The sequence below is a fragment of the Myxococcales bacterium genome (assembly GCA_016717005.1).
In the GTDB taxonomy this organism is placed as follows: Bacteria; Myxococcota_A; Polyangia; order Haliangiales; family Haliangiaceae; genus UBA2376.
Genome location: JADJUF010000014.1, coordinates 150,283 through 170,275 on the forward strand (window position 1 = coordinate 150,283; position 19,993 = coordinate 170,275).

Below are 19,993 nucleotides of genomic sequence, written 5' to 3' on the forward strand. Positions count from 1 at the left end.
TCGCTCGAGGCCCGCCATGACCCGCTCTGCTCCTTCCCTGTTCATCCCGCTCGCGGCCCTCGCGCTCGCGGTCGCTGGCTGTGATCCGTACGACCCCGACCTCGGCCCGACCCCGTTCGAGTGCGGCGGCGACACCGACGTCTGCCCCGTGGGCTACACCTGCAACACCGACATCGACGTCTGCGAGAAGACCGGCACCGGCGCGACGATCGACGCGCCGGGGTTCACGTGCGGCGATGACACGTCGCTCGAGCCCAACGACATGCCGAACCAGGCGTACATCACGCCGATCCCCAACGCGCGCCCCGACTACGCGCTGTTCGGCCTCTCGATCTGCCCGGCGAGCGACGTCGACCACTTCCGCTTCGGCGTCAACACGACCGGCGTCAACCTCGAGGCGTCCGTCGTCGGCATGTCGGATCGCGCGTCGCTGGTCGTCGAGCTGCTCAACACCAACGGCACCGTGATCACCTCGGGCGCCCCGGTCGGCGGCTCGCCTCAGCAGGTCAAGATCGAGCTCTCGAACCGCCTGCCGGTCGGCGACTTCTTCCTGCGCGTCAAGTCGGCCGACGACACCGAGAACAACTACAACATCACGATCAAGACCTGCACCGACCCGCTCCCCTGTCCGTAATTCTACGAGGGTCTTTCGAAAAGACCCTCCCCCGGCATTCGCCGGGGCCCCCACCCGAAACGGCCCGGAGCGTGGCGCGCGAGGGCGGGACTCGGAGCGGGACTCGGAGCGGGTGCGTGAGGTGGCTCGATGCGCCGGGGCCCCCACCCGAAACGGCCCGGAGCGTGGCGCGCGAGGGCGGGACTCGGAGCGGGTGCGTGAGGTGGCTCGATGCGCCGGGGCGCCCACCCGGACGGCCCGGAGCGTGGCGCGCGAGGGCGGGACTCGGAGCGGGACCCGGAGCGGGTGCGTGAGGTGGCTCGATGCGCCGGGGCGCCCCGCGCCCACCCGGACGGCCCGGAGCGTGGCGCGCGAGGGCGGTGGCGCGGGCGGGGACTGGAGCGGGTGCGTGAGGTTGCTCGGTGGGGCGGGGCGCCCACCCGGACGGCCCGGAGCGTGGCGCGCGAGGGCGGGCGGGGGGGATTGGAGCGGGTGCGTGAGGTGGCTCGATGCGCCGGGGCGCCCACCCGGACGGCCCGGAGCGTGGCGCGCGAGGGCGGTGGCGCGGGCGGGGATTGGAGCGGGTGCGTGAGGTGGCTCGATGCGCCGGGGCGCCCACCCGGACGGCCCGGAGACGCGCCTCGATGCGCCGGGGCACCCACCCGGCGGCCGGGTGCCCGGTCAGGCGGCGAGCAGCTCGAAGCGGAAGGCCCAGCGCTGGTACTCGGCCCGGAGGTCGGTGTCGCCGGCGGCGACCTCGTGGAGGCGCGTGAGCGGCGCGGCCGCGGCGGCCGGGTCCTGCGACCGCAGGTGCTCGCGCAGCTGGTGACGCAGGGAGGCTAGCTCTTTGGCTTCGCGGTGGCTCATGGCTCGCTCCTTCGGGGAAGTGGATGGGCTGGTCGGGCTCGACCCTCGCGCCGTGCCGGGCGGGTCGCAACTATTCGACGCACGAGCAGGGCCAATGCATGGATCGCGCGTGCACGGACCGGACCTGGGTCACGCCAACCTACATCCCCCCACGAACCCGATCGCGCCCCCACGCGGTTTGACGTGTGATGATCCGGCCAGCTACGCTGAGCAGAGTCTCGGACCGTCCGCGACCCAAGGAGTCCCCGCCCGCATGAGTCGCATCGGTGAGCTGCTGGTCCGCGAGAAGATGCTGTCGCTGCAGCAGCTTCAGCAGGCCCAGGACGAGGCCAAGCGCACCGGCAAGCGCCTGGGCGCGACCCTGGCCAAGATGGGCCTGGTCCCCGACAACGTGCTCACCCAGATGGTGGCGCGGCAGTACAGCCTGCCGGCGATCAACCTGTCCGAGCTCGAGATCGATCCCAACGTCCTCAAGCTCATCCCCAAGGACATCTGCGAGAAGCACCAGGTCATCCCGGTGCGGCGCCAGGGCCCGACCTTGATCGTGGCGATGGCCGACCCGTCGAACATCTACGCGATCGACGAGCTCAAGTTCCTCACCCAGTACAACATCGATCCGGTGGTCGCGTCCGACGGCGCGATCGAGGCGGCGCTGGCGCGGTTCTACGACAAGGGCCCCGACCTCGACGCGATGATCGGCGACATCGACGTCGAGAACGTCGACTTCGCGTCGACGTCCGACGACGCGGTCAACGTCGTCGACCTCGAGAACCAGGCCGGCGAGGCCCCGGTCGTCAAGCTCTGCAACGCGATCCTGCTGTCGGCGATCAAGAAGAAGGCGTCGGACATCCACGTCGAGCCGTACGAGAAGTACTTCCGCGTCCGGTTCCGCATCGACGGCATCCTCCAGGAGGAGATGCGGCCGCCGCTCAAGCTGCGGAACGCCATGACCAGCCGCCTCAAGATCATGGCGTCGCTCGACATCGCCGAGCGCCGGCTGCCGCAGGACGGCCGCATCAAGCTGAAGATCGGCGTCAACCGCGAGATGGACTTCCGCGTCAGCGTGCTGCCCACGCTGTTCGGCGAGAAGATCGTCATGCGTCTCCTCGACAAGGGCAACCTCCAGCTCGACATGACCAAGCTGGGGTTCGAGATCAAGCCCCTCGACGACTTCAAGAAGGCGATCAAGAAGCCGTACGGGATGGTGCTGGTGACCGGGCCGACCGGATCGGGCAAGACCACGACGCTGTACTCGGCCCTGTCCGAGCTCAACACGATCGACCGCAACATCTCGACCGCCGAGGACCCGGTCGAGTTCAACCTGGCCGGCATCAACCAGGTCCAGATGCACGACGACATCGGCCTCAACTTCGCCACGGCCCTGCGCTCGTTCCTGCGCCAGGACCCCAACATCATCATGGTCGGCGAGATCCGCGACTTCGAGACCGCGGAGATCGCGGTCAAGGCCGCGCTCACCGGCCACCTCGTCTTGTCGACGCTCCACACCAACGACGCGCCGTCGACGGTCATGCGCCTCCTGAACATGGGCGTCGAGCCGTTCCTGGTGACCGCCTCGGTCAACCTGGTCATCGCCCAGCGCCTGGCCCGACGCATCTGCAACGACTGCAAGGTGCCGGCCGAGAAGCACACCGAGGCCCTGGGCAAGCTGGGCATGACCGAGGAGCAGGTCCGGCGCGGCACGATCATGCAGGGCCGCGGCTGCGGCACCTGCAACAACACCGGCTACAAGGGCCGCGTCGCGCTCTACGAGGTCATGCCGTTCGTCGACGGGCTCAAGGAGCTCGTGCTCCAGGGCGCGTCGGCGGCCGAGCTCAAGGCCCAGATGATCAAGGAGGGCTACCACAGCCTGCGCATGGCCGGCATCGGCAAGATCCTCGAGGGCGTCACCACCCCCGAGGAGATCCTGCGCACCACCGTCGACGATTGAGGCGCGACAGGCCGCGCCGCGAGCTGCCCGCCGCGGGACCGAACGACGGGGTCCGGCGCGACGCCCGACGGCCGCGCCGGGGCGCGCCCGGGTCGGCGCCGTGGCCGACGGCGGCGGGCGTCGCCGAATGCGCCGCCGCTACCCCAGACCGAATTGGTATTCTGCCCCCGCCTCTGCGATCATCCCCCTGATGCCGCCCCCCAGCCTGCACCAGCTGCTGAAGGTCATGCTCGACAAGGGCGCGTCCGACCTGCACATCACGACCGGGTCGCCGCCCCAGCTGCGCATCGACGGCGACCTGGTGCCGCTGCGGGTCGAGGCGATGACGCCGGTCGACACCAAGCAGCTGTGCTACTCGGTCCTGACCGACGCCCAGAAGATGGCCTTCGAGGAGAACCTCGAGCTCGACTTCTCGTTCGGCGTGAAGGGCCTGGCCCGGTTCCGCGCCAACCTGTTCATGCAGCGCGGCGCCGTGGCCGGCGCGTTCCGCCTGGTGCCGTTCACGATCCTGCCGCTCGAGGAGCTCGGCCTGCCCAAGACCGTGTCCGACATGTGCGAGCGGCCGCGCGGGCTGGTGCTCGTGACCGGGCCGACCGGCTCGGGCAAGTCGACGACGCTCGCGTCGATGCTCGACCGGATCAACACCCGCCACCGCGCCCACATCATCACGATCGAGGACCCGATCGAGTTCTTGCACCCGCACAAGAACAGCCTCGTCAACCAGCGCGAGGTCGGGGCCGACACCAAGAACTTCGAGAAGGCCCTGCGCCACATCCTGCGCCAGGACCCCGACGTCGTGCTGATCGGCGAGATGCGCGACCTCGAGACGATCGAGGCGGCGCTGACGATCGCCGAGACCGGGCACCTGTGCCTGGCCACGCTCCACACCACCAGCGCGATCGGCAGCGTCAACCGCATCGTCGACGTCTTCCCGGCCCACCAGCAGTCGCAGATCCGCCAGGTGCTGTCGTTCGTGCTCGAGGGGATCATCAGCCAGACCCTGATCCCGCGCGCGTCCGGCACCGGCCAGGTGCTCGCGGCCGAGGTGCTGATCCCGACCCCCGCCGTCCGCAACCTGATCCGCGAGGACAAGCTGCACCAGGTCTACTCGCAGATGCAGATCGGGCAGTCCAAGCACGGCATGCAGACCCTCAACCAGTCGCTGTGCGATCTGTTCGTCCGGCGGCTGATCACGCTCGAGGACGCGATGGCCCGATCGTCTGACGTCGAGGAGCTCAAGAACCTGATCGCCAGCGGCGGTCAACTCGGGGGCGGCAGCGGCTCGAACCCGGGCCAGCGCCGCGGGTCGGAGGTGGGCTGATGCCGAAATTCCAGTGGGAAGCGACCACGCGGTCGGGCGAGACCCGGCGCGGCGTCGTCGAGGCCGCCGACGAGAACGCGGTCGGCAACCGCCTGCGCGCCGATCAGCTGACGCCGCGCAAGATCAAGAAGCAACGGGCCTCGATCAACCTGGCGCTCGGCAGCCCGGTCACGCCCAAGGAGCTGCAGGTCTTCACCCGCCAGCTCGCGACGATGATCGACGCCGGCCTGCCGCTGGTGCAGTGCCTCGACATCCTCGCGACCCAGACCGAGAACCAGTCGTTCCAGCAGAAGCTGTACCAGATCAAGAGCGCGGTCGAGCAGGGCTCGTCGTTCTCCGACGCCCTGCGCAAGCACCCCAAGCTGTTCGACGAGCTCTACGTCAACCTGGTCGGCGCCGGCGAGGTCGGCGGCATCCTCGACACGATCCTCAACCGCCTGGCGATCTACATCGAGAAGGCGGTCAAGCTCAAGCGCCAGCTCAAGAGCGCGTTGATCTACCCGACCTCGATCATGTGTATCGCGCTGGGCGTGATCGCGGTCATGCTCGGCAAGGTCATCCCGACCTTCGAGGCGATGTACAAGAACTTCGAGGGCGCCAAGCTGCCGAAGCCGACCGTCGTCGTCATCAACATCTCGAACTCGTTCATCGGGAACTGGTACCTGTACTTCGGCGCCGCCGCCGGCATCGCGGTGCTGATCGTGCTCGGCGTGCGCACCGCCCGCGGCCGCCAGGTCCTCGATCGGCTCCTGCTCCGGGCCCCGATCATCGGCAACGTGCTGCGCAAGATCATCGTCGCGCGCTTCACCCGCACGCTCGGCACGCTGCTGACCTCGGGCGTGCCCATCCTCGACGCGCTCGACATCTGCGCCAAGACCGCCGGCAACGTCGTCGTGGCCGCCGCCATCAGCCACACCCGCGCCAAGATCTCCGAGGGTCAGGACATGGCCGGCCCGCTGGCCGAGACCGGGGTGTTCCCGTCGATGGTCACGCAGATGATCGGCGTCGGCGAGCAGACCGGCGCGATGGACCAGATGCTCCAGAAGATCGCCGACTTCTACGAGGACGAGGTCGACGTCGCCGTCGCCGGCATGACCGCGCTGATCGAGCCGGTGATGATGGCGTTCCTCGGCATCGTCGTCGGCGGCCTGATCGTCGCCATGTACCTGCCGGTGTTCGAGCTCGCGGGCGCCATCGAAAGCAAGTGACGACCGCGGCGCCCGTCGACGCGGTCGGCCCCGGCGGCCCGACCCTGGCCCGGCGGCTGACCCGGCTGATGCTGGTCCGCACGGTCATCATCAGCCTGGTGCTGGGGCTGTCGCTGTGGCTCGGCAGCGGCGGGTCGGCGGCGATGCGCGCGCCGGCGGAGCGGCTCTTGCTCGGCGTGGTCGTGGTCACGTACCTGAGCACGATCGTCTACGCCGTGGCCATGCGGCGCGGCGTGGCGCCCGAGCGCCTGGTGTGGCCGCAGCTCGCCGCCGACCTCGCGATCACGACCGTGCTGGTCTACGTCACCGGCGGCGCCCAGAGCGCGTACACGTTCTTCTACGCGCTGTCGGTGGTCGGCGCCGGCGCGGTGACCACCCGCCGCGGCGCCTCGGTCACCGCGGTCGTGTCGATCGCCCTGGCGATCGCGGTCGGGCTCGCGGCCTGGACCCAGGCGCTGCCCCTGCCGACGATCCCCCAGGTCGAGCCGTGGACCCAGTCCCCGCGCGAGCTGGCGGTGGCGCTGGGGCGCACGGTCGGCGCGCTGGTCGCGGTCGGCGTGCTCGCCGTGCTGTTCGTCGGCGAGCTCCAGCGGACCCAGGCGTCGCTGGTGTCGCAGCGCCAGGTCGCCGCCGACCTCGTCGCGCTCAACCGCGACATCGTCCGGTCGCTGTCGAGCGGCCTGCTGACGATCGACGACCACGGCCGGGTGCTGACGATCAACCAGACCGGCCTCGACGTCCTCGGGGCCAACGCGGCGACCGCGGTCGGCGGCGAGCTCGACGCGGTCATGCCGGGCCTGGGCGCGCGCCTGGCCGCGCTGGCGCCGACCGCGTCGCTGCGGCGCACCGATCTGACGCTGCCGGGCGAGCCGGCGCGGACGATCGGCATCACCGTGTCGCCGCTGCGCGACGACGCCGATCAGGTCATCGGCCGGGTCATCAACTTCTCCGACCTGACCGACCTGCGCCGCCTCGAGGGGATCGCCCGGCGCAACGAGCGCCTGGCCACGGTCGGGCAGCTCGCCGCCGGCGTCGCCCACGAGATCCGCAACCCGCTCGCGTCGATCTCCGGCTCGATCGAGCTGCTCAGCCAGTCAGCGCCGACGTCCGAGGACGACCGCGCGCTGATGGCGATCGTGCTGCGCGAGATCGATCGCCTGAACGTGCTCATCACCGAGCTGCTCGACTACGCCAACCCGCGCCCGCGGGCGATCGCCCCGCTCGACCTCGCGGTCATGCTCGACGACGTGATCGCGGTTTTGCGCCAGGACCGCAGCTGGGGCCCAGTGGCGATCGCGGCCGACGACGCCGGCCCGCTGGCGCTCGAGGGCGACGCCGCCCAGCTGCGCCAGGTGGTGTGGAACCTGGCGCGCAACGCCTGCGAGGCCGCGGCGGCGGGCGGCGGCCACGTCCAGCTGCGGGCCCGTGTCGATGGCGCCGCGATCGTGCTCGACGTCACCGACGACGGCCCCGGCATCGCGGCCGATCACCTCGCCCACATCTTCGATCCGTTCTACACGACCAAGCGCAAGGGCACCGGCCTGGGCCTCGCGACCTGCCACGCGATCGTGGCCGAGCACGGCGGCACGATCGACGTCGCCAGCAAGCTCGGCCAGGGCGCGACGTTCACCGTGCGCCTGCCCCGCCCCGGCTGACCTGCGGTACCCTCGCGCCGAACCTCAGGAGTGATGATGTCGTCCTCGTGTCCGGTCTGCACCGGTGACCTCGGTGGTGGCGAGCTGATCCTGGTGTGCGGCCCGTGCCGCGTGCGCCTCGGCGTGGGCGCGGTCCGCGCGACCGGTGAGTTCCGCGTGCCGACCGAGCTGATCGACGCGCCGACGGCGACGACCTCGGCCCCGACCGTGGCCTCGTGCAGCTGGTGCGCACGGCCGGGCGATCAGGTCAAGAAGCTGCTCGGCACGCCCCAGGTCGCGATCTGCAACGAGTGCGTGGCGCTGTGCGCCGACATCCTCGTGGCGGAGCTCGGCCCCGACTGGCGCTGACCAGCGGCTACTCCACCGGCGGCGCCGCCAGCACGAGCTCGACGTCGGCCGGACGCCAGGGCGCGGCGGCGGCGCTCGCGAGCGCGCGGCGGCGGTAGTCGGCGGCGTAGGCGCCCTCGCCGCGGCCGGCCCACGCGGCGGCCAGGTCGTCGCAGCGCTCGGCGTCGAGCCGCTGGGTCAGCTCGGCCCGCTCCCACAGCGCCTCCCACGCGGCGATGGCGTCGTCGACCCGCCCGCACGCGTACAGGGCCAGCGCCTCGGTGTGGAGCAGGGCCGGGACGTCGACGTAGAGCGCCAGCGCCGCCCGGGCGTCGGCCAGCGCCGCCTCGGCCGCGGCGCCGGTCGCGCCGGTGCGCAGGTTGGCGTAGGCGCGGTTGTTGAGCCAGCCGGCCCGGGTCGCTGGATCGAGGTCGTCGGGCGCCAGCTCGGCCAGGAGCGCCAGGCCGCGCCGGTAGTCGCCGACGCCGATGTGGGTGGCGGCGATCGACACCCGGGCGGCCGCGCGCCGCCGGCGGCGCCACGCGGCGACCGCCAGCACGCGGTAGTAGCGGCGGGCCTCGACCATCCGGCCGGCGCGGAACATCGCGTGGGCGAAGCGCGCGAACAGGAACCGGACGGTCACCGCGACCAGCACCACCGCCGCCGCCGCCACGGCCCCGCCCAGGTCGCCGCCGGCCGCGGCGCCGACGGCCACGACCGCGGCGACGAGCACGAGCGACGCGGCGGCGCGGACCATCGTGCCGCAGCGTAGCGTCCCGCCGCCGACCGTGGTACCAGCAACGGTCGTGACCACCCCCCTGGTCCAGATCCGGGCCCGGCCCGGGGCCGCGGCGCCGACCGCGCACCCGTCGACCGCGCCGGCCGACCGGCGGGTCTACGTCGAGACCCACGGCTGCCAGATGAACGTCGCGGACTCCGAGCTCCTGCTCGGCGTGCTGACCGGCGCCGGCTACGCGGCGGTGGGCCGGCCCGAGGACGCCGACGTGGTCGTGGTCAACACCTGCGCGGTGCGCGAGAAGGCCGAGACCAAGGTGGTCAACCGCGCCCACGAGCTGGGCGCGTTGCAGCGCAAGCGGCCCGAGCTGGTGATCTCGATCGTCGGCTGCATGGCCGAGCACCTCAAGGACGGCCTGGCCGACCTGGCCCCGGTCGACGTGATCGCCGGCCCCGACAGCTACCGGCGCCTGCCCGAGCTCCTGGCCGAGGCCCGAGCCCGGCGCGGCGGCGCCGCCGGCGCGGTCGTCGACGTCCGGCTCGACAAGGACGAGACCTACGAGGGCCTCGACGGCGCCGACGGCGGCGACGGCGTGTCGGGGTTCGTGACGATCCAGCGCGGCTGCGACAAGTTCTGCACCTTCTGCGTCGTGCCGTTCACGCGCGGGCGCGAGCGCGGCACCGCCCCGCGCGAGGTCCTGCGCCAGGTGCGGGCGCTGGTCGAGCGCGGCTACAAGGAGGTCTCGCTGCTCGGGCAGACGGTGAACTCGTACGCGTGGGAGGACACGACGTTCGCCCAGCTCCTGCGGGCGGTGGCGCGGATCGACGGGCTCGAGCGGATCCGCTTCACCTCGCCCTACCCGGTCGACTTCACCGACGACGTGATCGCGGCCATCGCCGAGGAGCCCAAGATCGGCAAGTACGTCCACCTGCCGGTGCAGTCGGGCTCCGACGCGGTGCTGGCGCGGATGCGCCGCGGCTACACCGTGGCCGAGTACCTGGCGATCGTGGCGCGGCTGCGCGCGGCGGTGCCGACGATCGCGCTGTCGACCGACGTCCTGTCGGGCTTCGCCGGCGAGACCGACGCCGACCACGCCGCCACGCTCGACCTGATGCGGGCGGTCCGGTTCGACAGCGCGTTCATGTTCGCGTACTCCGAGCGCGACCTGACCTTCGCGGCCAAGAAGCTGCCCGACGACGTGGCGCCCGCGATCAAGCAGCGCCGCCTGGCCGAGATCGTCGCGCTCCAGGATCGGATCTCGAGCGAGGTGTTCGCCGCCCAGGTCGGCCGCGCCGCCCGGGTGCTGGTGCACCACCCCAGCAAGCGCAACCCGGCCGAGCTGATGGGCCGCACCGACGAGTGGAAGACGGTGATCCTGCCGGCCGGGGTCGGCGCGCCCGGCCAGCTGATCGACGTCACGATCACCCGCTCGACCCAGGCCACCCTGTTCGGTGTGCCGCGGTGACCGCGCCGCGCTCGCCCCACCAGGCCCTCGCCGACGAGCTCGCGCGGTTCGAGACCGAGCTGACCGCGCTGGCCCACGCGCTGGTCGCCCAGGCCCTGGCCGCGGAGGTCGCCCGCCGCATCGCCGCGGGCGAGGCCTTCGACGCGGCCGCCGCCGCGGCCGCCGACCACGAGGCGGCCGGGCACGAGGCGGTCGAGGTCGAGGTCGAGGTCCCGCCCCCGGCCGCGACGCCGGCCGCGCCCCGCACGACCTCCGACGCCCGCCCGCGCTGGACCCAGGCGACGGTGATCGAGGAGCTGTGCACCTGGCTCCTGGGCGGCAGCGCGGTCGAGGCCTCGTACCTCAAGCGCCACGGCGCGCCCGGGCTGGTGGCCGCGGCCAAGCGCCTGTTCGGTCGCTTCGACGCCGCGCTCAACGCCGCCAACCTGGTGCTGGCGCAGCGCTACCCGAGCGGCCCGCCGTCGCGGCGCGCCGGCGCGGCGTGGTCGACGCTACCGAGCAAGCCGCGCGATCACCTCGTCCGCCACCCGGCGGTCGGTGAGCAACGACAGGTGGCCGAGGTCGTCGTAGAGCACCTCGTCGACGCCGTCGATGCGCGCGTGGCGAGCGCCGGGCACGAGCGCGTCGGACCGCGACCAGATGACGGTCATGCGGCTGTGGCTGGGCCGGGGCGCGGCGTCGAGCCGCTGGATCAAGGTCGAGTTGAGGAACAGCTCCTTGGTCGGCGCGCCCAGGCCGATCGCGCTGACGTCGGTGCCGCTGTGGGGCGAGCCGAGGGTGATCAGGTTGGCGACCCGGGCGTCGCCGCCCCCGAGGGTGACGTAGTAGCGCCCGACCACGCCGCCCATCGAGTGACCGATCAGATCGACCTCGACGGCGCCGGTCGCGGCGCAGACCTCGTCGACGTACCGGGCTAGCCGGCGCGCGGCGCTGCCGGTCTTGCCCAGGGTCCAGTACTCGAAGCCGAGCACCGGCCCCAGGCCGGCGGCCGCGAGCCGGCGGGCCAGCACGATGAAGTTCGCGCGGTTCATCGCGTAGCCGTGCAGCAGGATGATCGGGCGCGGGCCCTGGGTCGACCGCCCCGGCAGCGGCAGGAAGCCCAGCGGCCGCGCCGCTGACAGCGCCAGCGCCGCGCCCCACTCGCGCACCGCCACGCGCACCTGGCCCGGCGGCGACGGCCGCTCCTTGCGCCAGCGCGACCACGCCATGCCGGCGTGGGGCACGAACGGGTACACCCCGCTCACCATCAGCAGATCGGACGCCGCCGCCACCACGCCCCGCCACAGCAGGTGCCCGGGCGGGTGTCGTCGCTGCCGCATCAGCTCGCGGTCACGCCGGGGATCGAGGCCTCGATCTCGCGGGCGTCGTCGACGGCGATGCCGAGGCCGTCGCGCAGCCGCACCAGGATCGCGCGCTCGCTGTCGGCGACCTCGCGATCGACCGCGGCCATCCGACACGCGGCCTTGTAGATGCCGCGGCGGGCGTCGGGCGACAGCCCGTCGAGGCCGACGTCGGCCAGCTCGACCCGGGTCTCGAGGAAGCCCGAGGCGATCTCGCGATCCGCGGCGGTGAGCTCGGCGCCGTCGATCAGCCGCCGGAGCGCGAGGCGCTCGGCGTCGGCGATCTTGTCGTCGGCCCACGCGACCGCGGCCCAGGCACGAAGGAGCGTGAGGATCTGCGATTCCGCCATAGGGCCCAGACAGTAGCCGGAACCGCGGACGCTGTCGTCGGCCGAGGTGGCGTTCCGGTGACAGGACGGTGACACGGCACCCGTCGGGAACAGGCCTTGCCCGGGTGCCGCGGGCGCCAGTAAGGTGCGGGCCTCCCATGTCAACACCGTCGCGTCGCCGCTCGCTGGCGCTGCTGTTCGTGGTCGAGGTCGCGATCGGCGCCTTGATCTGGTTCGGCACCGGGTCCCGCTCCGAAGCGCAGCCGGGCTCGCCTCCGGCCGCACCGGCCGCCCCGACCGCGCCGATCGCACCGGCCGAGCCGGTCCTGACCCCGCCTCCGCCGACGGCGCCGGGCGCCATCGCCCCGGCGGCGGTCGCGGCGGTCCCCGACGCCACGCCCGGCAAGTGCCCGGCCAAGAAGCCGCGGGGCCCGGGCAAGCCGCTGCTCGATGACCTGATCCCGATCGGCATCCTGGTCGGGTTCATCGCGTTCGTGCTGTGGCGGTTGCCCAAGGTCGACCTCGGTCACTCGCCGGCGTTCAAGCGTCGGCGCACGCTGAACTGGCTGCCGCTGGGCCTGACCTACACGTTCCTGTACTTCGCCCGCTACAACCTCAAGGCGTACCAGGGCATCGGCCTGACCGAGGCCGAGTTCGCGACGGTGTTCGGCGTCGGCTCGATGTCCTACGGGCTGTCGCTGATCGTCAACGGCCCGCTGACCGATCGGCTCGGCGGGCGCGCGACGATCTTGATCTCGGCGGTCGGCGCCTCGGCCGCCAACCTGTGGATGGGCTACATGGCCGCGACCGGCGACCACTTCGGGATGGGGCCGGTGCGCGCGTTCACGGTCGCCTACGCGGTGAACATGTACTTCCAGTCGTTCGGGGCGATCTCGATCGTCAAGGTCAACGCCGCCTGGTTCCACCTGCGCGAGCGCGGCACCTTCGGCGGCATCTTCGGGATCCTGATCTCGCTGGGCCTGTACTTCGCGTACGACGTCGGGCCGCGCATCACCCGATCGCTCGACGTCGAGTGGCTGTTCTTCATCCCGGCCGGGCTCTTGCTCTTGTTCTTCGTGCTGTCGTCGATCTGGGTCCGCAACCAGCCGTCCGACACCGGCTTCCCCAACTTCGACCTGGGCGACGCCACCAACGAGGGCGAGAAGCTGACCGCCGCCGGGGTGTTCTGGAAGCTGATCTCGAACCCGGTGCTGATCACGATCGCGCTGATCGAGATGTGCTCCGGCTTCCTGCGCCAGGCCATCCTCCAGTGGGGCACCGACTTCGGCAAGGGCATCGGCCTGGGCAACACCTTCGTGTTCCAGAACTGGGGCCTGGTGTCGTGCATCGCCGGCATCACCGGCGGCATGTTCGCCGGCGCGATCAGCGACCACGTGTTCCAGTCGCGGCGCAGCCCGGTCGCCGCCGTGCTCTACGCGATCATGCTGGTCGGCGCGATCTCGATCGTGCCGCTGTTCTCGGCCCCGTGGGCGATCGGCTGGTCGGTGGCGGTGATGTCGATGGCGATCATCGGCGTCCACGGCATGCTGACCGCGACCGCCAGCGCCGACTTCGCCGGCAAGAAGAACACCGGCATGGCGGTCGGCCTGATCGACGGGTTCGTCTACGTCGGCTCGATGATCCAGTCGTTCATCTACGGCGCCTACCTGCCGGCCGCGAAGATCCGCGACGCCAGCGGCTGCCTGGTGCCCAACCCCGACGCCAAGGTCATCGACAACTGGCACGTGTGGCCGTACGCGATGATCCCGGTGGCGGTGATCGGCTTCCTCCTGACCCTGCGCATCTGGAACGCGAAGCCGGTCCACGGCGGCCGCGCCAAGTAGCCGCGCGGTCGCGGGCCGCGCCAGGTTTTGCCAGCGCCGGGCGCGACAAGGTATCCTCACGCCATGGCGGGGCTCCCTCCCAGGCGCGACACGGTCGACCGGAAGGTGGTCGATCAGGTGGCGGGGTTGCTCGCCAACGCGTCGAGCGCGCTGTTCATCACCGGCGCGGGGATGTCGGCCGACTCGGGCCTGCCGACCTACCGCGGCATCGGCGGCCTGTACGAGCGCAAGCTCACCGACGACGCCCTGCCGATCGAGGCGGTGCTGTCGGGGCCGATGCTGGCGTCGCGGCCGGAGCTGGTCTGGAAGTACATCCACGACGTCGAGCTCGCCTGCCGGCACGCCACGCCCAACCGCGGCCACGAGATCCTGGCGCTGATCGGCGAGCGCATCGCCCGCACGGTCGTGTTCACGCAGAACGTCGACGGCTTCCACCGCGCCGCCGGCTCGAAGCGGGTGATCGCGATCCACGGCGACCTCCACGATCTGCGCTGCACCGCCTGCGCGTGGCACAAGACGGTGCCCGATTACTCGACGCTGTCGTTCCCGCCGAGCTGCCCCAAGTGCGGCTCGGTGGTGCGCCCAGACGTGGTCCTGTTCGGCGAGCCGCTGCCCGAGGGCCCGTTCCAGGCGTTCGAGGCCGAGGTCGCGCGCGGGTTCGACATCGTCTTCCTGATCGGCACGTCGGCGCTGTTCCCGTACGTGGCGCGCCCGGTGCTCCTGGCCAAGAGCGAGGGCGTGCCGACGGTCGAGATCAACCCCAGCGCCACCGACCTGTCCGACGTGGTCGACTTCCGGTTCGCGACCACCGCCAAGCACGCGCTGCGGGCGCTGTGGATCGCGTTCAAGAGCAAGAACGTGATGACCACGCGCCTGGGCCGCTGAGCCGGAGCCGGAGCCGGAGCCGGAGCCGGAACCGGAGCCGGAGCCGGAACCGGACCCGGAGTCGGCCGGAGCCGGAGCCGGAGCCGGAACCGGAGCCGGAGCCGGAGCCGGAGCCGGAGCCGGAGCCGGACCCGGAGTCGGACCCGGAGTCGGAACCGGAACCGGAGCCGGAACCGGAGCCGGAACCGGAACCGGAGCCGGAGCCGGAACCGGAGCCGGACCCGGAGTCGGAACCGGAACCGGAGTCGCAACCGGAGCCGGACCCGGAGCCGGACCCGGAACCGGAACCGGAGCCGGAACCGGAACCGGACCCGGAGCCGGACCCGGACTACTTCTGCCCGACGCCGGGCGGCAAGCCGGGGATGCCAGCGGCGCCGGCCGGGATCTGGATGGTCGAGCCCGCGAAGTCGTCGGCGGTCATCGGCTGGTAGCTGCCGCCGAGGTGCGCCGACAGGAACGCCTCGGTCACCGCCATGAACGCCAGCAGGTTCTCGGGCCGCGCGAAGCCGTGGCCCTCGTCGGGGAACAGCACGTAGGTGACCGGCAGCCCCTTGGCCTGCATCGCCTGGACGATCTGATCCGACTCGGCCTGCTTGACCCGCGGGTCGTTGGCGCCCTGCCCGATCAGCAGCGGTCGCTCGATCGCGCCGGCGTGGGTCAGCGGCGACACCGCCAGCATCGCGGCCTTGCCCTCGGCGGTGTCCCAGTCGCCCATCCGGCGCTTGAACACCGAGATCATCGGCTTCCAGTACGGCGGCACCGAGCCGGCCAGCGTGATCAGGTTGGACGGGCCGACGATGTCGACGCCGCACTTGAACGTGGTCGGCGTCAGCGTCAGGCCCGCGAGCGTCGCGTAGCCGCCGTAGCTGCCGCCCATGATGCACACGTCGGCCGCGGTCGTGATCTTGTGGTCGACCGCCCACGCCACCGCGTCGAGCAGGTCGTCGTGCATGGTCTTGCCCCACTGGAGATCGGCGGCGTTGACGAACGCCTTGCCGAAGCCGGTCGAGCCGCGGAAGTTCACCCGCAGGACCGCGTAGCCGCGGTTGGCGAGCAGCTGCACGATCGGGTTGTAGCCCCAGCCGTCGCGGGCCCAGGGGCCGCCGTGGACCAGGAGCACCATCGGCACCGGCGCGGCGGGGGTGCCAGCGCCGTCGGGATCCGCGGCCACCGGCAGGGTCAGGTAGCTGACCAGGGGCAGGCCGTCGCGCGCGGGGATCTCGACCGGGTGCATGCGGGCCAGGGGCAGGTCGGCCAGCGCCGGCCGGGCCGCGTACAGGAGCGCGCCCTTGCGGGCCTTGCGATCCCAGCGCCAGTACCGCGCTGGCTGCCGATCGCTGCTGTACGCGACGATCCAGGTCCGATCGTCCGCGCTCATCGACACGACGCGGAAGTCGCCGTCGTCGAGCGCGCGCAGCGCGGTCAGGTCCTTGGCGACGGCCTTGTCGAGGACCTTCCACTCGGGCCGCGCGACGGTGAACGCGACCGCGCGCACGACGCCGGTGGTCGGGTGCATCAGCAAGCCGCCGGCGTCGGCCCGGGCGTGCTCGGCCAGGAGCGTGCGCTTACCGCTGGCGCTGTCGATCCGGAACAGCGCGCCGGTGTCGCGGCCGCGCGAGTCGATCTGGTAGTAGCGCTTGCCGCTGGCCTCGAGCGCGACCAGCTGGGTGCTGAGCTGATCCTCGGCCGGGAACGTGTCGCGCTCGACCCAGCCGCGCGGGCCGTTGGCGAAGATCTTGACGGTGCCGTCGGGCTCGAACCGCTGCGCGAACCGGACCTTGAGGTCGTCATCGGCGATCGGCCCGACGTAGCCGGGGTTCTCGAAGATCCGCGTGGCCGCGCCGGTGGCCAGGGTCACCTCGTAGACGTCGTGGACGGTCGGATCGCGGTCGTTCATGCCGATCAGGACGCGATCGGGGTGCGCGTGCGAGATCGCCACCAGCTCGGCGCGGGTGTTGGGCCGCGCCGACAGATCGAGCGCGCCGGCGCCGTCGCGACCGACCCGGAAGATGTGGAAGTTCTCGTCGCCGGCCGCGTCCTGCTCGTAGAGCACGTAGGCGCTGTCGGCCGACCAGTAGTACTGCCGGACCGGCCGCGCGCGATCGAACGTGACCTGGACGGCCTTGGCGAGGTCGTCGATCGGCGCGACGAACACGTTCATCACGCCGTCGGCGGGCGCGCCGAACGCCAGCCACTTGCCGTCGGGCGAGATCTCGGGACCGCTGCGCTCGGGGTTGCCGAACAGGACCGCGCGCGGGATCAGATCGCCGCGGGGGTGCGCCGGGGGCGCGCTCGGGGGCGCGACCGGCAGGGACGCGGGTGCGACCGCGGGTGTCGCAGCCGCGACCGGGGTCGGCGTCGCAGGGGCGGGCGCGTGGGCCCGCGGCGTGCCGCCGCACGCGGCCAGGGCGCACACGAGGAGCGAGGGGATCGAGGAGCGATGCATAGCGCGGCGACGATTGCACAGGACGGGCCAGCGCGATCGCGCCGTGGGCGGTGGTACGGTCGAGCGCCATGAAGACTCGCGCTGCGATCGCGTTCGAGGTCGGCAAGCCCCTGGTGGTCGATCTCGTCGATCTCGAGGGCCCCAGGGCCGGCGAGGTGCTGGTGGAGCTCAAGGCCACCGGCGTGTGCCACACCGACGAGTTCACCCGCTCGGGCGCCGACCCCGAGGGCCGGTTCCCGGTGATCTTCGGGCACGAGGGCGCCGGCGTGGTGCTCGAGGTCGGCGCCGGCGTCACGACGCTCGCGCCCGGCGACCACGTCATCCCGCTGTACACGCCCGAGTGCCGCGGCTGCAAGTCGTGCCTGTCGCGCAAGACCAACCTGTGCACCGCGATCCGCGCGACCCAGGGCAAGGGCATGATGCCCGACGGCACCAGCCGGTTCTCGTACAAGGGCACGCCCATCCACCACTACATGGGCTGCTCGACCTTCGCCAACCACACCGTGCTGCCGGAGATCGCGCTGGCCAAGGTGCGCAAGGACGCGCCGTTCAAGTCGATCTGCTACCTCGGCTGCGGCGTCACCACCGGCATCGGCGCGGTGATCTGGACCGCCAAGGTCGAGCCCGGCGCCAACGTCGTGGTGTTCGGGCTCGGCGGCATCGGCCTCAACGTCATCCAGGGCGCGAAGCTGGTCGGCGCCGACATGATCATCGGCGTCGACATCAACCCGGCGCGCGAGGCGGTGGGCCGCAGCTTCGGCATGACCCACTTCGTCAACCCGCGCGAGATCGCGGGCGACCTGGTCGCGCACCTGGTCGAGCTGACCGGCGGCGGCGCCGACTACTCGTTCGAGTGCGTCGGCAACACCACGCTGATGCGCCAGGCGCTCGAGTGCTGCCACCGCGGCTGGGGCGTCAGCGTGGTCATCGGCGTCGCTGGCGCCGGCCAGGAGCTGGCGACCCGCCCGTTCCAGCTGATCACCGGCCGGGTCTGGAAGGGCTCGGCGTTCGGCGGCGCCCGCGGCCGCACCGACGTGCCGCGCCTGGTCGACTGGTACATGGACGGCAAGATCGAGATCGACCGGATGATCACGCACAAGCTGCCGCTCGAGCGCATCAACGAGGCGTTCGACTTGATGCACGCCGGCACGTCGATCCGCACCGTGATCGAGTACTGACACCCGCGGCGCACCTGCCCCCGCCGAGGAGCCCCATGCCCCGCGCCAAGCCGACGCCCGCCGCCCCGCCCCCGTTCACCGGCTTCGCCCAGGACGCGCCGCGGTTCTTCCACGAGCTCGCGGCGACGATGAGCCGCGCGTGGTGGCAGGAGCACAAGGGCGAGTACGAGGCGCTGTGGGTCGCGCCGATGACCGCGCTCCTGACGCGGGTCCGGGCCGAGCTGGCGCCGGCCTACCGCGGCGTGGCGCTGGCCGAGCCCAAGCTGTTCCGGATCCACCGCGACGTGCGGTTCGGCAAGGACAAGACGCCGTACAAGACCCACTGCGCGGGCGTGGTCTCGACCACGGCGGGGCCGACGATGGAGGCCGGCGCCGCGGTCTACGTCCAGCTCGGGCTCGAGGAGTTCGCGGGGGCCGGGTTCTACGTGTTCACGCCCGAGCAGCTGGCGCGCTGGCGCAAGGCCGTCCTCGATCCGCGCCGAGGCGCCGAGGCTCCCGGGCGCGGGCGGCGCCCGCCCGCGCGCGGCCGGCGGCCGCCGCCCGGGCCCGCGCGCCCCCCCGGCGCGCCCCCCGGCGCGGGCCGCGCGGGGGGCCCCCCCCGCGGGGGGGGGGGGGGCCGGGCGCGGGCCGGGGCGCGCCGGCGGCCCCCCGGCGGCGGGGGCGCCGCGTCGACGCCGCGACCGCGGCCGGGCTGACGCTCGACGCCGCGACGGTGCTGGCGAAGGTGCCGCACGGCCTCGACCCGGCCCACCCGCGCGCGCTGCTCTTGCGCCACAAGGGCTGCGTGTTCGGCTTCCCGGCGATCCCGCGCGGCGCGATCCACTCGGCGGCGCTCGCGACCTGGCTGGTGACCCAGGCCAAGCTCGCCGCGCCGGTGGTGAGCTGGCTGCAGGCCCACGTCGCCTGACGGCGCCGGTGGTGAGCTGGCTGCAGGCCCACGTCGCCTGACGGCGCCGGTGGTGGGCTGGCTGCAGGCCCACGTCGCCTGACGGCGCCGCCGCCGGCGGCGCGCGCTACAACCCGAGCAGCTCGCCGTGGCGCAGGATCCGGACGCCGTCGACGGCGCTGGCCGCGGCGATCTCCTCGAGCCGCTTGCGCGGGCCGTGGGCGCCGCCGAGCCGGAGGTTGACCGTGCCCCAGTGCACCGGCACCAGCGTGCGCGCGCCCAGCCGCTGGAAGATGTCGAGGGCGCAGTCGGGATCGATGTGGACGCCGCGATCGATCGCGGTGCGGCGCCAGCGGTAGTACCAGACCGGCAGCATCCCGCCGATCGGCAAGAGCGTGGCGTCGAGCGTGAACTGCTTGCCGATGTCGTCGAAGACCGCGTGGTCCGAGAAGTCGACGTCGCCGGCGTGGTGGACCGCGAGCCCGTCCTTCTGGACGACGTAGCCGGTGCACAGCGGCGCGTCGCCCTTGGCCCAGCGGCCGTTGTCGTGGCGGGTCGGCACCGCGACCAGATCGACGCCGCCGAGATCGACGTGGTCGCCCGGCTCGACCTCGCGGACCTCGCGGAACCCGAGGTCCGCGACGATGCCGCCGGCGCCGCGCGGCACGATCAGCGTCGTCGCGCGATCGACCGCCTTGAGCGACCACCGGTTGAGGTGGTCGACGTGGCTGTGGGTGATGAGCACCGCGTCGACCGGGCCGGCCGCCCGGGTCCGCGCGCGCCCGAGCGGATCGATCAGCACGCGGCGCGCGCCGAGCGTGACCAGGGCGCTGGCGTGCCCGAGCCAGACCACGCCGGGGCCGGCCGCGGGGGGCAACGGCGTGCCCGGCTGCCCCGGCGATCGATCGCCTCCGGCCGTAGCTGTCGACATCGCGCGCTGCTATA

The 19,993-nt window shown here is 72.4% G+C and carries 18 protein-coding genes; 12 read left to right on the forward strand and 6 right to left on the reverse strand.

Features of this window, described 5'->3' with window-relative positions; translation table 11 throughout:
* Positions 1 to 16: 16 nt before the first annotated feature.
* Positions 17 to 634 carry a hypothetical protein gene (locus IPL61_14660; protein ID MBK9032528.1) on the forward strand — a complete coding sequence of 206 codons (618 nt, stop codon included), beginning with the start codon at positions 17 to 19 and terminating at the stop codon, positions 632 to 634.
* A gap of 660 nt (positions 635 to 1,294) precedes the next feature.
* Here the strand turns inward: IPL61_14660 and IPL61_14665 are convergent.
* A complete protein-coding gene (locus tag IPL61_14665; GenBank protein MBK9032529.1) occupies positions 1,295 to 1,480 on the reverse strand; it encodes a hypothetical protein in 186 nt (61 codons plus the stop codon).
* Positions 1,481 to 1,733: 253 nt separating this feature from the next.
* Between IPL61_14665 and pilB the strand changes: the two genes are divergently transcribed.
* From pilB to IPL61_14690, 5 genes are all read left to right on the forward strand, one after another.
* Positions 1,734 to 3,428: a type IV-A pilus assembly ATPase PilB gene (gene pilB, locus IPL61_14670; protein ID MBK9032530.1), complete on the forward strand. Its 1,695-nt coding sequence runs from the start codon at positions 1,734 to 1,736 to the stop codon at positions 3,426 to 3,428.
* Between the two features lie 190 nt (positions 3,429 to 3,618).
* Positions 3,619 to 4,749, forward strand: coding sequence for a type IV pilus twitching motility protein PilT (locus tag IPL61_14675; protein MBK9032531.1), 1,131 nt, complete (start codon positions 3,619 to 3,621; stop codon positions 4,747 to 4,749).
* A complete protein-coding gene (locus tag IPL61_14680) occupies positions 4,749 to 5,957 on the forward strand; it encodes a type II secretion system F family protein (GenBank protein MBK9032532.1) in 1,209 nt (402 codons plus the stop codon). The genes IPL61_14675 and IPL61_14680 overlap by 1 nt, the downstream gene beginning before the upstream one ends.
* Positions 5,954 to 7,612 (forward strand): PAS domain-containing protein, encoded by a 1,659-nt coding sequence (locus IPL61_14685; GenBank protein ID MBK9032533.1) that lies wholly within the window; start codon positions 5,954 to 5,956, stop codon positions 7,610 to 7,612. Before IPL61_14680 ends, IPL61_14685 begins: the two co-directional genes overlap by 4 nt.
* A gap of 33 nt (positions 7,613 to 7,645) precedes the next feature.
* On the forward strand, positions 7,646 to 7,960 hold the full coding sequence (locus tag IPL61_14690; GenBank protein MBK9032534.1) for a hypothetical protein: 315 nt from the start codon (positions 7,646 to 7,648) through the stop codon (positions 7,958 to 7,960).
* A gap of 7 nt (positions 7,961 to 7,967) precedes the next feature.
* On the opposite strand, the gene IPL61_14695 is transcribed toward IPL61_14690, so the two are convergent.
* Positions 7,968 to 8,696, reverse strand: coding sequence for a hypothetical protein (locus tag IPL61_14695; GenBank protein ID MBK9032535.1), 729 nt, complete (start codon positions 8,694 to 8,696; stop codon positions 7,968 to 7,970).
* Between the two features lie 163 nt (positions 8,697 to 8,859).
* On the opposite strand from IPL61_14695, the gene miaB reads away from it, so the two are divergent.
* Complete coding sequence (gene miaB / locus IPL61_14700) at positions 8,860 to 10,140, forward strand: tRNA (N6-isopentenyl adenosine(37)-C2)-methylthiotransferase MiaB (protein MBK9032536.1); 1,281 nt, start codon at positions 8,860 to 8,862, stop codon at positions 10,138 to 10,140.
* A 491-nt stretch (positions 10,141 to 10,631) separates the two neighbouring features.
* Here miaB and IPL61_14705 read toward each other — a convergent pair whose 3' ends face one another.
* Together IPL61_14705 and IPL61_14710 are read right to left on the reverse strand one after the other, a co-directional pair.
* Positions 10,632 to 11,459, reverse strand: coding sequence for an alpha/beta fold hydrolase (locus IPL61_14705; protein ID MBK9032537.1), 828 nt, complete (start codon positions 11,457 to 11,459; stop codon positions 10,632 to 10,634).
* Complete coding sequence (locus tag IPL61_14710; protein MBK9032538.1) at positions 11,459 to 11,830, reverse strand: hypothetical protein; 372 nt, start codon at positions 11,828 to 11,830, stop codon at positions 11,459 to 11,461. Before IPL61_14710 ends, IPL61_14705 begins: the two co-directional genes overlap by 1 nt.
* A gap of 137 nt (positions 11,831 to 11,967) precedes the next feature.
* Between IPL61_14710 and IPL61_14715 the strand changes: the two genes are divergently transcribed.
* Positions 11,968 to 13,653, forward strand: coding sequence for an MFS transporter (locus IPL61_14715; GenBank protein MBK9032539.1), 1,686 nt, complete (start codon positions 11,968 to 11,970; stop codon positions 13,651 to 13,653).
* 63 nt (positions 13,654 to 13,716) lie between these two features.
* A complete protein-coding gene (locus tag IPL61_14720) occupies positions 13,717 to 14,538 on the forward strand; it encodes an NAD-dependent protein deacylase (protein MBK9032540.1) in 822 nt (273 codons plus the stop codon).
* A gap of 328 nt (positions 14,539 to 14,866) precedes the next feature.
* Here IPL61_14720 and IPL61_14725 read toward each other — a convergent pair whose 3' ends face one another.
* Positions 14,867 to 16,984 (reverse strand): S9 family peptidase, encoded by a 2,118-nt coding sequence (locus IPL61_14725; GenBank protein MBK9032541.1) that lies wholly within the window; start codon positions 16,982 to 16,984, stop codon positions 14,867 to 14,869.
* Positions 16,985 to 17,052: 68 nt separating this feature from the next.
* On the opposite strand from IPL61_14725, the gene IPL61_14730 reads away from it, so the two are divergent.
* Genes IPL61_14730 through IPL61_14740 form a run of 3 tightly spaced genes read left to right on the forward strand, consistent with a single transcriptional unit; the run spans position 17,053 to position 19,069 of the window.
* On the forward strand, positions 17,053 to 18,162 hold the full coding sequence (locus IPL61_14730) for an S-(hydroxymethyl)glutathione dehydrogenase/class III alcohol dehydrogenase (GenBank protein MBK9032542.1): 1,110 nt from the start codon (positions 17,053 to 17,055) through the stop codon (positions 18,160 to 18,162).
* 35 nt (positions 18,163 to 18,197) lie between these two features.
* Positions 18,198 to 18,857 carry a DUF2461 family protein gene (locus IPL61_14735; GenBank protein ID MBK9032543.1) on the forward strand — a complete coding sequence of 220 codons (660 nt, stop codon included), beginning with the start codon at positions 18,198 to 18,200 and terminating at the stop codon, positions 18,855 to 18,857.
* A 17-nt stretch (positions 18,858 to 18,874) separates the two neighbouring features.
* Positions 18,875 to 19,069, forward strand: coding sequence for a hypothetical protein (locus IPL61_14740; protein ID MBK9032544.1), 195 nt, complete (start codon positions 18,875 to 18,877; stop codon positions 19,067 to 19,069).
* A gap of 106 nt (positions 19,070 to 19,175) precedes the next feature.
* Here IPL61_14740 and IPL61_14745 read toward each other — a convergent pair whose 3' ends face one another.
* On the reverse strand, positions 19,176 to 19,979 hold the full coding sequence (locus IPL61_14745) for an MBL fold metallo-hydrolase (GenBank protein ID MBK9032545.1): 804 nt from the start codon (positions 19,977 to 19,979) through the stop codon (positions 19,176 to 19,178).
* Positions 19,980 to 19,993: the final 14 nt, after the last annotated feature.

Excerpts from the sequence above, each read along its gene's own strand:
- IPL61_14660 (MBK9032528.1), top strand. The coding sequence starts at position 17 with ATGACCCGCTCTGCTCCTTCCCTGTTCATCCCGCTCGCGGCCCTCGCG.
- IPL61_14665 (MBK9032529.1), bottom strand. The coding sequence starts at position 1,480 with ATGAGCCACCGCGAAGCCAAAGAGCTAGCCTCCCTGCGTCACCAGCTG.
- pilB (MBK9032530.1), top strand. The coding sequence starts at position 1,734 with ATGAGTCGCATCGGTGAGCTGCTGGTCCGCGAGAAGATGCTGTCGCTG.
- IPL61_14675 (MBK9032531.1), top strand. The coding sequence starts at position 3,619 with ATGCCGCCCCCCAGCCTGCACCAGCTGCTGAAGGTCATGCTCGACAAG.
- IPL61_14680 (MBK9032532.1), top strand. The coding sequence starts at position 4,749 with ATGCCGAAATTCCAGTGGGAAGCGACCACGCGGTCGGGCGAGACCCGG.
- IPL61_14690 (MBK9032534.1), top strand. The coding sequence starts at position 7,646 with ATGATGTCGTCCTCGTGTCCGGTCTGCACCGGTGACCTCGGTGGTGGC.
- IPL61_14695 (MBK9032535.1), bottom strand. The coding sequence starts at position 8,696 with ATGGTCCGCGCCGCCGCGTCGCTCGTGCTCGTCGCCGCGGTCGTGGCC.
- miaB (MBK9032536.1), top strand. The coding sequence starts at position 8,860 with ATGAACGTCGCGGACTCCGAGCTCCTGCTCGGCGTGCTGACCGGCGCC.
- IPL61_14705 (MBK9032537.1), bottom strand. The coding sequence starts at position 11,459 with ATGCGGCAGCGACGACACCCGCCCGGGCACCTGCTGTGGCGGGGCGTG.
- IPL61_14710 (MBK9032538.1), bottom strand. The coding sequence starts at position 11,830 with ATGGCGGAATCGCAGATCCTCACGCTCCTTCGTGCCTGGGCCGCGGTC.
- IPL61_14715 (MBK9032539.1), top strand. The coding sequence starts at position 11,968 with ATGTCAACACCGTCGCGTCGCCGCTCGCTGGCGCTGCTGTTCGTGGTC.
- IPL61_14720 (MBK9032540.1), top strand. The coding sequence starts at position 13,717 with ATGGCGGGGCTCCCTCCCAGGCGCGACACGGTCGACCGGAAGGTGGTC.
- IPL61_14725 (MBK9032541.1), bottom strand. The coding sequence starts at position 16,984 with ATGCATCGCTCCTCGATCCCCTCGCTCCTCGTGTGCGCCCTGGCCGCG.
- IPL61_14730 (MBK9032542.1), top strand. The coding sequence starts at position 17,053 with ATGAAGACTCGCGCTGCGATCGCGTTCGAGGTCGGCAAGCCCCTGGTG.
- IPL61_14735 (MBK9032543.1), top strand. The coding sequence starts at position 18,198 with ATGCCCCGCGCCAAGCCGACGCCCGCCGCCCCGCCCCCGTTCACCGGC.
- IPL61_14745 (MBK9032545.1), bottom strand. The coding sequence starts at position 19,979 with ATGTCGACAGCTACGGCCGGAGGCGATCGATCGCCGGGGCAGCCGGGC.